Source organism: Candidatus Hydrogenedentota bacterium, from assembly GCA_013359265.1.
In the GTDB taxonomy this organism is placed as follows: Bacteria; Hydrogenedentota; Hydrogenedentia; order Hydrogenedentales; family SLHB01; genus JABWCD01.
Genome location: JABWCD010000001.1, coordinates 286,839 through 300,827 on the forward strand (window position 1 = coordinate 286,839; position 13,989 = coordinate 300,827).

Annotated in this window: 11 protein-coding genes; 2 read left to right on the forward strand and 9 right to left on the reverse strand. The window is 60.9% G+C overall.

Features of this window, described 5'->3' with window-relative positions; genetic code table 11:
* Positions 1–11: 11 nt before the first annotated feature.
* The 3 genes from HUU46_01145 to HUU46_01155 all read right to left on the reverse strand — a co-directional run bounded on the left by HUU46_01145 (position 12) and on the right by HUU46_01155 (position 3,059).
* Positions 12–1,220, reverse strand: a complete 1,209-nt coding sequence (locus tag HUU46_01145) for a 6-phosphofructokinase (protein NUM52224.1) — start codon at positions 1,218–1,220, stop codon at positions 12–14.
* A gap of 145 nt (positions 1,221–1,365) precedes the next feature.
* On the reverse strand, positions 1,366–2,469 hold the full coding sequence (locus HUU46_01150; GenBank protein ID NUM52225.1) for a hypothetical protein: 1,104 nt from the start codon (positions 2,467–2,469) through the stop codon (positions 1,366–1,368).
* A gap of 2 nt (positions 2,470–2,471) precedes the next feature.
* A complete protein-coding gene (locus HUU46_01155; GenBank protein NUM52226.1) occupies positions 2,472–3,059 on the reverse strand; it encodes a hypothetical protein in 588 nt (195 codons plus the stop codon).
* A gap of 172 nt (positions 3,060–3,231) precedes the next feature.
* Between HUU46_01155 and HUU46_01160 the strand changes: the two genes are divergently transcribed.
* Positions 3,232–4,917 carry an ADP-ribosylglycohydrolase family protein gene (locus HUU46_01160; protein NUM52227.1) on the forward strand — a complete coding sequence of 562 codons (1,686 nt, stop codon included), beginning with the start codon at positions 3,232–3,234 and terminating at the stop codon, positions 4,915–4,917.
* 355 nt (positions 4,918–5,272) lie between these two features.
* Here HUU46_01160 and HUU46_01165 read toward each other — a convergent pair whose 3' ends face one another.
* The 3 genes from HUU46_01165 to HUU46_01175 are packed head-to-tail and all read right to left on the reverse strand — an operon-like array spanning position 5,273 to position 7,174.
* The gene (locus HUU46_01165; protein NUM52228.1) at positions 5,273–5,512 is read right to left on the reverse strand and encodes a DUF2442 domain-containing protein; all 240 of its coding nucleotides are present in this window, start codon (positions 5,510–5,512) and stop codon (positions 5,273–5,275) included.
* Complete coding sequence (locus HUU46_01170; protein ID NUM52229.1) at positions 5,487–5,732, reverse strand: DUF4160 domain-containing protein; 246 nt, start codon at positions 5,730–5,732, stop codon at positions 5,487–5,489. Before HUU46_01170 ends, HUU46_01165 begins: the two co-directional genes overlap by 26 nt.
* 20 nt (positions 5,733–5,752) lie before the next feature.
* Positions 5,753–7,174, reverse strand: coding sequence for an arylsulfatase (locus tag HUU46_01175; protein ID NUM52230.1), 1,422 nt, complete (start codon positions 7,172–7,174; stop codon positions 5,753–5,755).
* Positions 7,175–7,281: 107 nt separating this feature from the next.
* Between HUU46_01175 and HUU46_01180 the strand changes: the two genes are divergently transcribed.
* Positions 7,282–8,778, forward strand: a complete 1,497-nt coding sequence (locus tag HUU46_01180) for a sulfatase-like hydrolase/transferase (protein ID NUM52231.1) — start codon at positions 7,282–7,284, stop codon at positions 8,776–8,778.
* A gap of 84 nt (positions 8,779–8,862) precedes the next feature.
* On the opposite strand, the gene HUU46_01185 is transcribed toward HUU46_01180, so the two are convergent.
* From HUU46_01185 to HUU46_01195, 3 genes are all read right to left on the reverse strand, one after another.
* Positions 8,863–12,285, reverse strand: a complete 3,423-nt coding sequence (locus HUU46_01185) for a beta-propeller fold lactonase family protein (GenBank protein NUM52232.1) — start codon at positions 12,283–12,285, stop codon at positions 8,863–8,865.
* 182 nt (positions 12,286–12,467) lie between these two features.
* The gene (locus HUU46_01190; protein NUM52233.1) at positions 12,468–12,980 is read right to left on the reverse strand and encodes a DUF456 domain-containing protein; all 513 of its coding nucleotides are present in this window, start codon (positions 12,978–12,980) and stop codon (positions 12,468–12,470) included.
* Positions 12,981–13,127: 147 nt separating this feature from the next.
* The coding region (locus tag HUU46_01195; GenBank protein ID NUM52234.1) for a sugar phosphate isomerase/epimerase at positions 13,128–13,989 on the reverse strand (862 nt) is incomplete at its 5' end.

Consider the following 13,989-nt stretch of genomic DNA (forward strand, 5'->3'; position numbering starts at 1 on the left):
GAAACCATCAATTACGCGTTGAGGACTTTCCCGACCTTGGGTGCTGAGAACCGCGCAAATGTGGGCATCGGCCCGACGAGCGGGCGCACGTACTTGACGAACGCGTCTGTCACGCCGTTTGCCTCCGCGTTGATGAACGCATCGGGCATGTGGACCGATTCGCGCGCGACGTCCTTCAATTGCGACAGCTTGTATTCGACGGCATAGTCGCCCACGCGCACGATGCTGACGGACCCGCTCTGGCCGTGGCCAATGGCGTACTGCGCGGCCTTTTCGCCGACTTCGCGGGCCTCGCGTTGATCGACTTCGCTGACGCACCCGAGAAAGCTGCGCTGAAGGTAGCCGAGCGTGTCGGCGCGCACGCGCTTGATCTTGGTGCCGCTCTTCACCCACTCGCTCAGCAGATCGCCGAGCGCGCCGGTCCCGCTCAACTGCACGTTGCCGTGCGCGTCTTTCTCATTGGTGAATTCGGCGGCGATCGCTTTACCGCTCGGGCCGACTATACCTTCGGAGACCGCAATGACGCAGCGGCCATACTTTTCGTATTGGGCCTGCACGTCCGCTAGAAACTTTTCCTTTGTCAGCGGACGTTCCGGCAGGTAGATCAGGTGTGGACCGTCGTCGGGGTATTGCTTTGCGACGATCGACGCGGCAGTGAGAAAACCTGCGTGACGCCCCATAACGACGCCGATGTAGACCCCCGGCAGCGCGCGATTATCGAGATTAACGCCCGCAAACGCCTGCGCCACGAACTTGGCCGCGCTGCCAAAGCCCGGGCAATGGTCCGTTACCTTCAGATCGTTGTCGATTGTCTTGGGCACGTGAACGACCTGCATTTCGTAGCCCGCGGCTTTTGCCTCCTCGTACACGATGCGGCATGAATCCGCGCTGTCGTTGCCGCCGCAATAGAAGAAGAAGCGGACATCGTGCGCGCGGCACGTCTCGAATATTTTCTTACAGTATTCCGCGTCGGGTTTGTCGCGTGTCGAGAGAAGTCCCGACGACGGCGTCGCCGCGACATCGAGCAGGTTTTGCGTCGTGCATTCGGTCAGGTCGATGAAATCTTCGTTGATAATACCGCGCACGCCGTGGAGCGCGCCGTATACGCGCGTTACTTCCGCAAACTTGCGCGACTCGAACACCGCCCCGACAACGCTCTGATTAATTACTGCGGTAGGCCCGCCACCTTGCGCGACGAGCACTTTGCCTGTCAATGCCATGGTCTAGCTCCTTCGCCGGTTTTCGTCCGGCACACCGAACACAATGTTGGGGTTGATCTGAGTATGCGCCCGCAATTCCCCACGTGGACGCACAGATTTCAATAGTATACACGCGGGCGCGGCGGGCTTCCATGCGCGGATCGATCTACACGTTCGCGGCAGCGGCAGGCAGCAGCCCCACTGCGGACGGCACCGGCGAATCCCCGCGGTACCGTGGCACGATGATTTCCGTTTCGCCAATGACTTGCCGGGACACGAACAGCGCCGACGCGGGGTGCGTGTACGCAAGTTCCTTCAGATACTGCCACCACTCGCCGCCTTCGATGGTGCGTCCGAGCAGCGTTGCGGGGATTTTGTGCGGGTCCTCCCCGAGCATTTCCTCGATTTCGCGCGCGAGCGACACGCGTCCGCCGCCGCGCTCGGCCATTGCGTGCTGAATGCGCGCCTCGAACTCGCGCATTTGATCGCACGCCTCGCGATACCGATGCACAAAATCGCGCCACGCGGGATCGCGCTGTTTGACGAGTTCCGCGAGGAACGAAAGGCGCACCGAGACCGGCCGGCCCTCGATACGTGCGGCGGCGCGGCCGTCGAGAAGCAAGTAGGTCAGCGCTGTTCGAAGAAACTGCTCCGGCTGTTGCAGGGGAATGCAGTCGTCGGGCGTTCGCGGGTACTCGCCATGCAGAATCAAAGCCTTTGTTTGCCAATCGGGCACGAGCGGAAGCGGTTCCGGAAAGGCCGCGTAGTTGTATTCAAGGCCGGTTGCCACGAGATACCCGTGCACGGCGCGGCGGGCGTTCCCGTTGTCGAGCGCTGTGTCCGCCTGCGCGAAGAATTCGTCCTGCATGCGCCGACGCATGCGAAGCAATTCATACGCTTGAGCGGCAATGGTGTACTTCCCGAGACGTACCGCGTTGTCCGCAAGCAACAACACCAATTCCGCCGGCAACTGCGCGGGCCGGTTCGCGTCAAGTTCGTTCTGGATATGGCGCCACGTCGCCTCCTCACGGACCATCCGCAACGCCTCACGGAATTCCGGCTTCGATTCGAGGTCGTCATCCGGCAGCAGATAGGCGTACTTTGCGTCTTCGAACCGCTCGGACGAACTGACGCGCGCCGGCGAGAACGACTGAAACAGCAATCGAAAATTGACGAAGTCGCCATCCGCCACGGCCTTCGCGAGCGCGTGCGCCGTGATTTCCTGATCGACAATTTTCGGCGCAGTCGCCGTTTTCTTTCTACCAAACACGCTTAATTCGCCCCCTGCGCCAATACGCCGGCCACGAACTTCCGGCGCTCGTCCCAATCGATGTCCGGTTTCGTCACCTCGGCAAACGGCAGGCGCTCGAGAATCTGTTGATAGAGCCCGTTACGGTAATGGCGCAGAATTCGCGACGCGTGGCGCTCGTGCGCTGGGTCCCAGTGACTCACCTCGACGCATTCTTTGTCGCGTCCCGCGGCGAGCATGGCGTCTTCGACGTACCGGGAAAGAAACGCGCGCACGCGCGAATCGTAGCTTTTGCGCAGTTCATTCGTGTCCGCGCCGCTCTGCGCCGCCTGGCACCATTCGTGTTCGAGGTTAATCAGTTCCTGACGGTCCTGCCAATACGCGTCGCGCAATTCGGTCTCGCGCAGCAGAAAGAGGCCAGCGTTCAGCTTTGCCATTTCCAGCAGGTACGCCGCGCGCCGCTCTTCGGTAATCTCCACCGCGGCAATTTCGGCCACGAGGTTCTTCATCTTCGTGCGGTACGACTTGCGCACCTCGCCCGGCTTGGCGTCCGGGCCTAGATCAAGAATCTCGAAATAGTTGACGTAACCGCCGTCATCCGTCGTGGGCACGTGATCGTGTTCCTTCCGTCTTCGCGGTCCAGCACCGAGGACACACAAGCATATAGTTTACCGCGCGACAGGTGCAGGCCACAAACCGTCAGGCAGAACGGAAGCGGGCAGCCCATTTTCTGTAAACTATCCCCTTTGCCGTGTGTTCTACGACTTACGCTTGGAGTTGCACATGATTAGAGCATGTATCGCAGTCACGCTTTGTGCCGGATTCAGCAGCATCGCGCAGGAGAGCTTTCTGAGACTGCCAGCCGAGGAATACGTCAACCGGATGACTGCGGGCTGGATTGGGCAGATGGCGGGCGTGGGTTACGGCGCACCGACCGAGTTTCAGTTCAACGGGCGAATGGTCCCGGCGGGCGCGTTGCCGGAATGGAAGCCGGAATACATCAACCAATTCTGGCAGGACGATTTGTATGTCGAGATGACGTTCCTGCGGTCGCTGGAAGTGCACGGTTGGGAGGTGTCGCACAAGCAGGCGGGAATCGATTTTGCGCGGAGCGGGTATCCGCTGTGGCATGCGAACAGCGCCGGGCGCCGAAACCTGCGCGCGGGAATCGCGCCGCCGGATTCGGGTCATCCGCAGTTCAACGAGCACGCGGACGACATCGATTATCAAATCGAGGCGGACTATTCGGGTCTGATTGCGCCGGGCATGCCGAACGTGCCGATCCGGCTTGGCGAGCTGTTCGGCCGGCTCGTCAACTATGGAGACGGCATCTACGGAGGACAGTTCGTCGGGGGGATGTACGCGGCGGCGTTTTTCGAGCGTGACCCGGAAAAGATCGTGCTTGCCGGGCTCGACTGCATACCCGTGGAGAGCCAGTACGCGGGCTGCATCCGCGACGTGATCGCCTGGTGGAAGGAGTATCCCGAAGAATGGGAAGCGGCGTGGCGCCGGATCGAAGCGAAGTACAACGAGAACCTCGATTATCGCAAGGCGTCGTGCGGCGGCAAGAAAAAAGAGTTCAACATCGATGCGAAGATCAATGGCGCATACATCGTGATGGGGTTGCTCTACGGCGGCAAGGACCCTGACAAAACGATCGAGATCGCCACGCGGTGCGGACAGGACTCGGACTGTAACCCGTCCAGCGCGGCGGGAATCCTGTTTACTTCGCTTGGATTGGATGCGATCCCCGCAAAATACAAATCGGCGCTGGACCGCGGCATGGTGTTCACGCACACGGAGTACTCCTTTTCGAAACTTGTGTCGGTTTGCGAAAGTCTCGCGCGCGATGCCGTGGTGCGCGAAGGTGGCGCGATTGAATCCGAGGACGGCAGACAGTTTTTCCACATCCCGCGGAGCGCGCCACGGCCATCGCCACTCGAACAAAGCTGGAATCCGGGGCCCATCGCCAACAGCCGCTACACTGACGCGGAAGTGAACGAACAAATCCGCCCGCAGGAATTGTCCGATGGGCGCGTGGACATGAACAACGTGATCGCGGAGTTTGCGCCGGAGTGGAAGATCGACAACTGCGGCCTCGAGATGGACCCCGGCATCCGCGCGGTCTATCGCGGGCGCCAGCGCGTCCTCGTGACACACCCCGATGACGGCGAGACGCCGTGCGTACTATCCCGAGAAGTCGCGCTTCCGGCAGACTCCCGGGCCAAACTGCGATTGGTCGTGAGTCATCACGATGGCGGCGACTGGCAACTCGTCGTGAAGGTGGACGGAACGAAAGTCTTTGACGAGTCCATCGATGCGGAATCGGTTCGCGACGGATGGCGCAACGTCGAGATCGATCTGGCGCCACACGCGGGAAAGACCATCGCCATCGAGTTGTTGAACCAACCTACCGGATGGTTCTGCGAGGCGGCCTATTGGGCGGAGATTGCGCTGGTAGGTATCTAGCGTATAGGCCACGAACGGTGGAAAACTGACTTGCAGCATTTCGTACACGGTCTGATTTCCTGCCGCATTGTGAAGCAAGGAAAGCCTTCGCAGACACCGTCGTTCTCCGGCCCGGTGCGATCACGTTCACAGAAGACCGACCGGATTGGAAGCCTCGGGCTGGAAAGTAGGTACTATTGTCGACCTACTTGACGATGGGGCAACGAGCGAGAATTCTCGAACAATGCCGGACAAACCTAGGCGGAATTCGCGCTGCTCGATGTTCGCAGTCGACGACAATGTCGCGAATTCTGTCGAAGAGTTGAGTGTCCGCCTGACAGCGTATCTTCGATGCGAAACGATTGAAAGCCAACGTTTAGGTAGCGAGCAAGCATTCGACCTCTATGTCTTCGTCGACCTGTGACCAGTGGATGCCAATGCCGTCTCCGATCAGTTCCCATTGCGCCCTTTGTACCGGCGTTGCGTGAAGGAGCCGCGGAAACCACTGAAGCGGGGCGGAGATTTCTCGCCCGTCGGCCAGAACGACTCGAATTGCGTCATCGGTAAACGAAACGTCCACTGCAAGTGGCTCAACTTTCTCTGCCAAAGTGCTCATGCCATTTCCTTTCGATAATAGCGCGATTGTTTTCGAGTATCTGCGCGATCTCGTTCAATTCGTACGCTCGGAAATTTCGCGACCGTGCAAGTTCCAAAGGCTGCATCCAGTATTTAGCGTGCGCCCGCCCCTTTGCAACATGAACGTGAACGGGCTCTCCCCGATCCAAACTGAAGAAGAAGACTCGGTAGCCCCGAATATCGTGGATGACTGTCGGCACGGGAGCAGCTTCCTTTCTCTCTACTGCGGTTTTTTATCCGATGCCTGCTTCATCGGCCAGTGCTCGTTCGGCGTGCGCACGTTCGCCAGAAACGCTTCGATTTTCGCGATGATGTCCGGCTGATCTGCCGCGACGTTTCTGGTTTCGCCGATGTCGGTGGCGAGGTCGTAGAGTTCGAGCGGCGCGCCTTGCGCCAGCCGCACCGCCTTCCAGTTTCCCATGCGGACGGCCTGTTTCGATCCCTGCTCGTGGAACTCCCAATAGAAAAATTCGTGTTGGGGTTGCGCCGCTTCGCCGCCGGTGGCCATGGACAGAAGCGTCGGCGCGATCGAAATCCCATCGTTTCCCGTTGGCGCTTCGACCCCGGCGATCTCGCATAGCGTCGGCAACACGTCCCAGAACGCCCACGGCAGATTGCTCACGCGCTCCGGCGGAATCCTCCCCGGCCACCGGGCAATTCCGGGAACGCGAATGCCGCCCTCGTATAGCGCGCGCTTGTACCCGCGCAACGGCCCGCTGCTCTTGAAGAACTCCGGGTCCGAATTGCCTTCCTTGTGCGGGCCGTTGTCGCTCGAAAAGAGGACGAGCGTATTGTCATCGATGCCGAATTCTTTCAGCTTGGCAAACAATCGCCCGATATCCGCGTCCATGCGCGTAATCATTGCCGCCTTGCCTTTCTCTTGAACAGGCCAAGGTTCGTCTTTATAGGGGCCGTAGTCCGGCACTTCCATGCCGTCGCCGGTTGCGCGCCCGCCTTCGTTGTTTGCGTGCGGAATGGTGAGCGCGAGATACAGGAAGAACGGTTCGGATCGGTGCTGCTCGACAAACGTCAAGGCTTCCGCGGCAAATAAGTCGTGCGAGTACTCGACGCGCTCGACAGCAACGCCCTTGTTTTTCGGGTCCTCGGTGTTGCGGAGCGGTACGCGCTGCTCATTCCGCCAGAGAAACGCCGGGTAGTAGTTGTGTGCATGCCCCTGATCGAGATAGCCGAAGAAATAATCGAACCCCTGCTTATTCGGCGTGCCCGTTGTGTCTTCGTTCCCCAAGCCCCATTTTCCAATAAGCCCGGTCGAGTACCCCGCGCCCTTCAATAGTTCCGCAACGGTGACATCGTCCGGGCGCAACGGAACGCGCGCATTGCCTCGAATCCAGCAGTGGCCCGTGTGCAGGCCCGTCATCAGCGCGCAACGCGACGGCGCGCACACCGTGCTGCCCGCGTAACACTGCGTGAAACGCACACCCTCCGTTGCCATCCGATCGAGGTTCGGCGTCTTGATTCGGTCTTGCCCATAACACCCGAGATCGCCGTAGCCGAGATCGTCCGCGAGTATAAAGATGATATTCGGCTTGGCGGACGACGCGGCGTAACCGGTGCGCGGCGCCGCACTCGCCACGGCCCCCGCGGCCGCCGCCCGGAGCCATTCGCGCCGTGTAACGTGCATACGCAGACCCTCCCGGATAGGCGGCTACTGTACCGCGCCGTGACGCGCGCGGCAAACGCCACGACGGTTGCCCAACGCTAATCGGCGGGATTAGCATAGGCAGCGCCATGAGCACCATGCGAACACGGCGCGAATTCATCGGCGAAGGCGTGGGCGGTTTGCTCGCGTCGTCGTTCGGGACGCGCCCGTACCACACTGCGCACCCCGAGCGGAACGCGGCGTTCGACGAACGTCCGATGAACGCCGTGGTGTTTATGTGTGACGAGCACAACCCGCACATCAGTTCGGTGTACGGGCACCCGATCGTGCAAACGCCCAACCTCGATCGGCTGGCTGCGCGCGGCACGGTATTCGAAAACGCGTATTGTCCTTCGCCGTTGTGCGCGCCGTGCCGTAGCGCGTTCATGTCCGGCAAGCGCGTTCACGAAATCCAGTGTTACAGCAACTGCAACGTGTTCCGCTTCGATTACCCGACCTACGGACAGGTGCTGCACGACGAAGGCGTCCATACCGTCCATATCGGTAAGACGGACGTGTTCCGCGAAGGCCCGGCGCTGGGGTTCTCGGAGACGATCCTGCCGGGCGACCGGACACCGCCGGGCGACACGTTGATTCAACACGCGCCGCTCGCGATTCGCCCCGACGGCGCGAAGCGTGCAGACGGATTCGGGCCGCAGGATTCAAACCCGTTCCAAAAAGACGACTCCGTTATCGCCGCCGCACTCGAGTGGCTGGCGGACAAGCCAAAGCAACTTGACAGGCCGTGGGTACTTGTCATCCAACTCGTGAAACCGCACTTTCCGATGCACGTTACGCAGGAACTTTGGGACATGTACGCGGACGCCGCGGACCTTCCCGCCTTCCGCGGCGACGCCACCTCCGCGAACCATCCCTACGCGCTCGACTTGCGCGCGCACTTCCAAACCGACCAGTTCCGCGACGATCAGGTTCGCGGGTTGCGGCGCGGATATCTGGGATTAGTGACGTACGTGGACCGGCAATTGGGCCGCGTGCTCGATGCGATCGACCAACACGACCTCGAAAAGACCACGAATGTGTTTTACACGTCCGACCACGGCGAGATGCTGGGCAAGTTCGGCATGTGGTGGAAATCGAGCCTGTACGAAGATAGCGCGCGCGTGCCGTTGATTGCCGCGGGCCCGGGCTTCGCGCGCGGCACGCGCGTCCGAACGCCGGTCGACCTGCACGACATGCGCGCATCCGTCTTCTACGCCGTCCGCAAACGCCAGCCCTACGATTGGAGCGGCGAAGCGTTGCAGCGCATCTGGAAACGCGACCGGTCCCGCGTGGCGTTCAGCGAGTATCACGGTCACGGAGTGCGCGGCAGCGGGTATGTTGTCCGCAAGGACGATTGGAAACTGATTTATTGCGCCAAGGCGCCGCACCAGTTGTTCAACGTCGAAGACGACCCCGACGAACTGCGGAATCTCGCTGACAAGAACGCCAAGAAGCTCCGCGAACTGGAAGAAGAATTGCGCGCGATCTGCGATCCCGAGGTCGAAAGCGAACGGGCCGAGGCGTTCATCGCACGACAGTTGGAAGCGATTGCAGCGATGCGCGCGGCGGCCAACAGCCACGGCTGATGCCGCAAGACTTTCGATAACCGATCGGCGGCGCGCCCATTCGCCGAATGGACGCGCCGCCGCTTCGCAAGGTTTTAGCCGCAGTTAAGGGGCCGCAACGATCTCAAAGGCGTTGTTGCTCATGTCCGAAATGCCGATATCGGACGTGGAAACGACACGCACCTTGTAGCCACCGCCCTTCGGCACGCTATTGGAAACGTTCCACGGTTGTTTTCCGTCATTATCGGTTGATGCCTTGATATTCATAACGAACGAGCCGTTGCGCCACAGTTCGATTTTCACGGTATCGCCAACCGCCCCGGTCGACGTCCAGCGGATCTTGAACTTCGCACCTGCTTCGATGGCTTCGCCGCCGTTCGGCTTCTTGACCTTCAGTTTGCCCGCAGGTTCGCCATTCGACCGCGTGAGCGTGTTGGACGCCGTATTCGGGTTCCCCGCGAAATCGGTGAACTTGTTCGCGCCGACCTTCGCGGTGAACGTCCCGTTCGCGATCGGCGTCAGCGTAAAGGTGAATTCCAACCCGCCGCCCGCGAAATCGCTAATCGCCGCGTTGGTCACCGTGATGTCGCCCTGATCGAACGATATGCTCGGCTCGGAGAGCGTGAGGCTCACCTCAATCGCGCCGTTCACGACGTTTGGAGTATCGCTCGCGAGGGTTGCCGTCGGCGGCGTCACGTCGCTCGCCAGGAATTCGTCGAAATCGGGCGTGCCATCGAGATCGCGGTCGACGCCCAGCCGCTCGCCCGAGTTGATCGGCACAACGGTAAACGTCAGCTCGCTTCCAGGCGCGGCGAGCGCGAGCAGCGCCGCCGTCGTCAAAGCGGACTCCTCGGACCAATCGGGCAGGAACTGGTTGTTCCCCTGGTAAAACCACCCGCGCTGGTATCCGAGCAGGCTCCCCTTAACGACGACGTCCACCCTGCCGGCATTCGCAATTGCCAGCATTTGCTCTACAAGCGGATCGATCTTGCTCGCGCTTTCAACTGTCACCTGCTTGCCGATTGCTGCGTGCGCGTCCGCGCTGGGTGGTCCCGGCGGTTCGGGCAACGGTCCCGGGTTCGGCTGATTGAATCCGCCGCTGAACGAAAGTACCAGCGCCGTCAAGTCCGCCACGTCCTGATCGCTCTGCACTTCAAACACCGGCTCGCTCACGAAACGGGCGATACTGTCGATACTCCCGTCGTGAAACACGCCGAACCCTGCGTAACTCGGGTTGCCCAGCGTCGTTTCGAACCCCGCCTTGTCGAACTGGTTTCTGAGGTGCGGCACCTTGATGGCGCGGTTTGTCGCGCCGTCCACCGAAACGAGCGCGAGATGGTGTTCGCCCATCGGGCCCGGCGGGATGGGCAAGAACGTCGGTATACCGCCTGGCAGGGTGAGGAACGAATCCGTGCCTGCGCCGGTGGGAAGCGTATGACAGATGACGCACGTGAAATTGCCCGCGTCCAATGGTGCATTCTGATCGCGGTAGAGCTGCAGGCCGCGCACTGCGTCGCCGTTCGGCAGCGGCGCTCCATTCGCCAGCGCGAAGCGTCCGTTCGCGAACTGCCGCGGCAACGGCAAATCGGTCGGCAGCGAATTGTCGAAGTTGCGGTGCGGGTTCGGCGGAAAGTGTAGCGTCGCGATGAAGTTCTCGAACTCCTGCATTTCCTGCGGCGTCAGCCCTCCAGCCGGACCTGGGCCGGGCACCGGATCGTCACCCTGAAGCCCGACGAACGCCGGATTAAATTCCTCCAGCCCGTTGCGGTCCCCGCGCCAATGGTGCGGTTCCATGCCGATGATGCCTTGCAGCGTCTGCGTGGTCATCGGCCCCTTCATCGGGTGAAAGTTTTGGAACGCGGGCGAGGTCTGGCCCGCGGCTAGGCCGGGAATACCCGCGCCAAGATTGTGAATCGGAGGATTGCCGGTCCCGCTCAACGGCTTCACCGCGCCCGCGGGATCGCCCAGGTCCCACGCAAGGCGGTCCATGCGGCCGTCAATGTGGCACGACGCGCAGGCGATGTGGCCCAGCCCCGAGTTCTTGTGCGTGTCGTAGAGGTGTTTGCGGCCAATCTTGATTGGCGGCGGCGTCGGATCGAAGAAGGGTACGTTGGATATTTCGTTGAAGTTGGTCGTCTCGACGACCGAAATCGATCCGTGGAAGCGGTTCAGCACGTACAGCCGATTGCGCGATTCGTCGAGCGCGAGCCCCGTTGGCCCTTCGCGAAGCGCTCTCGAGAAGCCGACATCGATTCGCTCGCCGAACGAATTGATGACAACGAGATTGTTCGAGCCCATGCCCGTGATATAGCCCAGCGTTCCGGTGGCGTTCCACAGAATGCCGCGCGGATCGCCAATCGATTTATTGCGCTCCGGCGGCGCCACCTGGCTTTCTTCGTACGGATTGCCGCCCTGCGCGAGGCCAAGGTGCTCCGCGTTCAAATCCACGATCGACGGGCCAACCTTCGCGGGATCGATCATGGCCAGCCGCACGCGAATGAACCGGCCCGAGACGATTGGCTCGAAGCGGACTTCGTTCGTGCCTTCCGTGCCGACGACTGTGATGTCCCCGCTTGCGGGGTTCACGGCGATCGCCATGTTCAGATTCATCAGGTGTTCGATGTACGTGACGGCGAGCGTCGCCGTGTTGATCACGGCCACGTCGCGATCAATCAACTCCCAGCCCTGATACCGCCCCGAAAGGTTGGCTTTCGCACCCGTCACCCAGGGCGTCCAGTCGCTCCCATTGTCGTCGCGCCACGCACCGTTCGTGTCCTGCTTCACAATCAGCCCGACCTTTGGCGCGGTCCCGTTCGCCGCTTTCGGGGGCATGAACAGATTGCCGTCCATATTCACGTCGTCGGGATCGTTTGGCGGCGGGTTGACGCCGCCGTACGGGCCCGTCGGGTCTTCCATTGCATCGTTTCCGGGGCTAATGCCGATTGTGTTGTCCGATCCGCCGGCGATTAGCGTTGAGCGATTGCCCGACTCGAAGATTGCAGCATATACGGTCAATCCGTCCGGGCTTACCGCCAGCGCCCGCGGGTCCTCCGCGAGAATATCGATGTTGGTCGGCGCCGCTTTAGTATCGTCCGGGTTGAACCGCTGCACCCGGTTGACCTGCGAACACGACACAAACGCGAACACCGGATCGCCCGCAAACACGACGTCGCACGGCTCGTCCGCCGTCGCAATCGTTGCGCGCACGCGCTGCGTAGGAATGTCTACGATGCTTACGCTGTCGGAAATGTGATTGACGACCCACGCTTCGTCGTTGTTGCGGAACCGCACGCTAACCGGATCGTAGCCCACCGCGACCGATCCGATTGGCGACGCATTGCCGGTCGTCACGTTGAACAGTTCGATCCGCGCGGCCGCGGTATTGCACACGGCAAGCGTCGAATGATCGGGACTGATATCCACGGGATGAATCTGCGGCGACTCGTAGTTCACGAACGGCGGCTGCGCCCAAGCGCTCGTCGTTATAATGGCGACAATCAGAGGAATACGGCTGAAACGCGACAACATGCTTTACCCACTCCCTCGTTTACCACACAGCCTCTTCAAAACAGCCCCGCGGCAGTGTAACGCAAATGGCGTGTCCGCCCAAATTACATTTCTGTAATGAAGGCGCGCAAGGAAATGGGAATTGTGGGAATAATGGGGCGATTGCGATCGCCGGTCGGGTCCATTGAAGCGGACGCAATACGCTAATACGTCAACGCCGCAACTATCAGCATGGCGAACCCGGCCGCTGTTTTTGCGAACAGCCCGGCAACTTTACCCAACGCGGCGCCCAGCCCCGTCCACATGGCCTCGCCCGGCTTCTTCTCGTGCTTGAGGTGCTCCCAAAGCGCCGCGCCGACGAACGCGCCGATGCACGCGCCAATCAGCGTGCCCACGAGGGGAACAGGAATCAGGGGCGTAAAGAGAATCGCCCCGCCGAGGCAGCCCACCAACGCCGCAACCATCGACCCCTTGCTGCCGCCGAATTTCTTCGCGCCAAACCCGGCTGCAAGTGTCTCCAGAATCTCGCCGATGATGGCAAAACCCAACATCAAGCCGATTCCGAGCCAGCCGAATGGCTCGAACCCGAGCACGATCCACGCGATCACCATCGCCGCGAGGATAATCCAGTTTCCGAAAAGCCCCAACAGGTTGAGCGCAATGCCCACGAGAATGGCAATACCAAACGCCGACCACCCAAGAATGGCCAACGACATGTTCAGTATATCCTGCATCAAATGTCCCGCCTCACTTCATACTCGTCTGACTCGATACGAAGTTTCCACTTCGGAACGCACTCGTGAAAAGCTCCGCTTTGTCACCTTTTCGCTTAGATGCTTCCAACGCCGAAAAGGTTGCGTCTACTACACAGCATACCCCGCCTTGCCCAAATCGGTCCTCACGCGTACAGCGGCGGCCCGGATTTCCTCCAGCATTGCGTCGTCGGATTCGACCTTGTACTCGACGTGAATCGACACCGGCCCGGCAAAACCCGCCGAGCGAAAGATCGAGTAGTACTCCGGTATATTTACATGTCCCTGACCAATCGGGACCCACTTGACCTTATTGTCTTCCCACACGAAATCCTTCACCGAACTCATGCGCACATATGGCGCGAGCAGCCGCGCCGTGATGCGCCACGCGCCGTAACTGCCCTCGACCGTGGCATGGCCAACGTCGAAATTCGACCCGAACGCGGGACTATCGATGGCGCGCGCCATCTCGTAGATGTCCCACATTGGCGCGCCCACCTGCTCGGCGCCCGAGTGGTTGTGGTAGCCCGCGACCATTCCGTACTTCGCGATCGTCGATGTGAGCCCGCGCAAACCTTCGATAAACCCGGCGAGTTCTTTCGCGATGTCGCCGTCCTTCGAGTATTGCTGTCTTCCAACGCGAGCGAATTTGATTTTCAACTTCGACGCGGCTTCGAGGATCGGAATGGCGTCCGGGTCGTCTCCCTTGTTGAGATCGGTGGTGACCATGAACACGTCCAGTCCTTCAGCGCGCACCGCATCAACACACTTCGGCAGATCGGCCGCGACGTTTGCGGGCTCGACGTGCCCGCCCTTGCGCACCGTCAGGTCGAGCCCGTCGATGCCCAACGACTTCGCCGTCTTGGCAAGCTGGCCATAATCCTTGATGAAGTGCAAATGCTTCGAGAATACGCACACCGGCGGCGGCGTAATCGCCGCCGCGCCCGCCCGCTGCGCGACCGCCGCCGCGCCC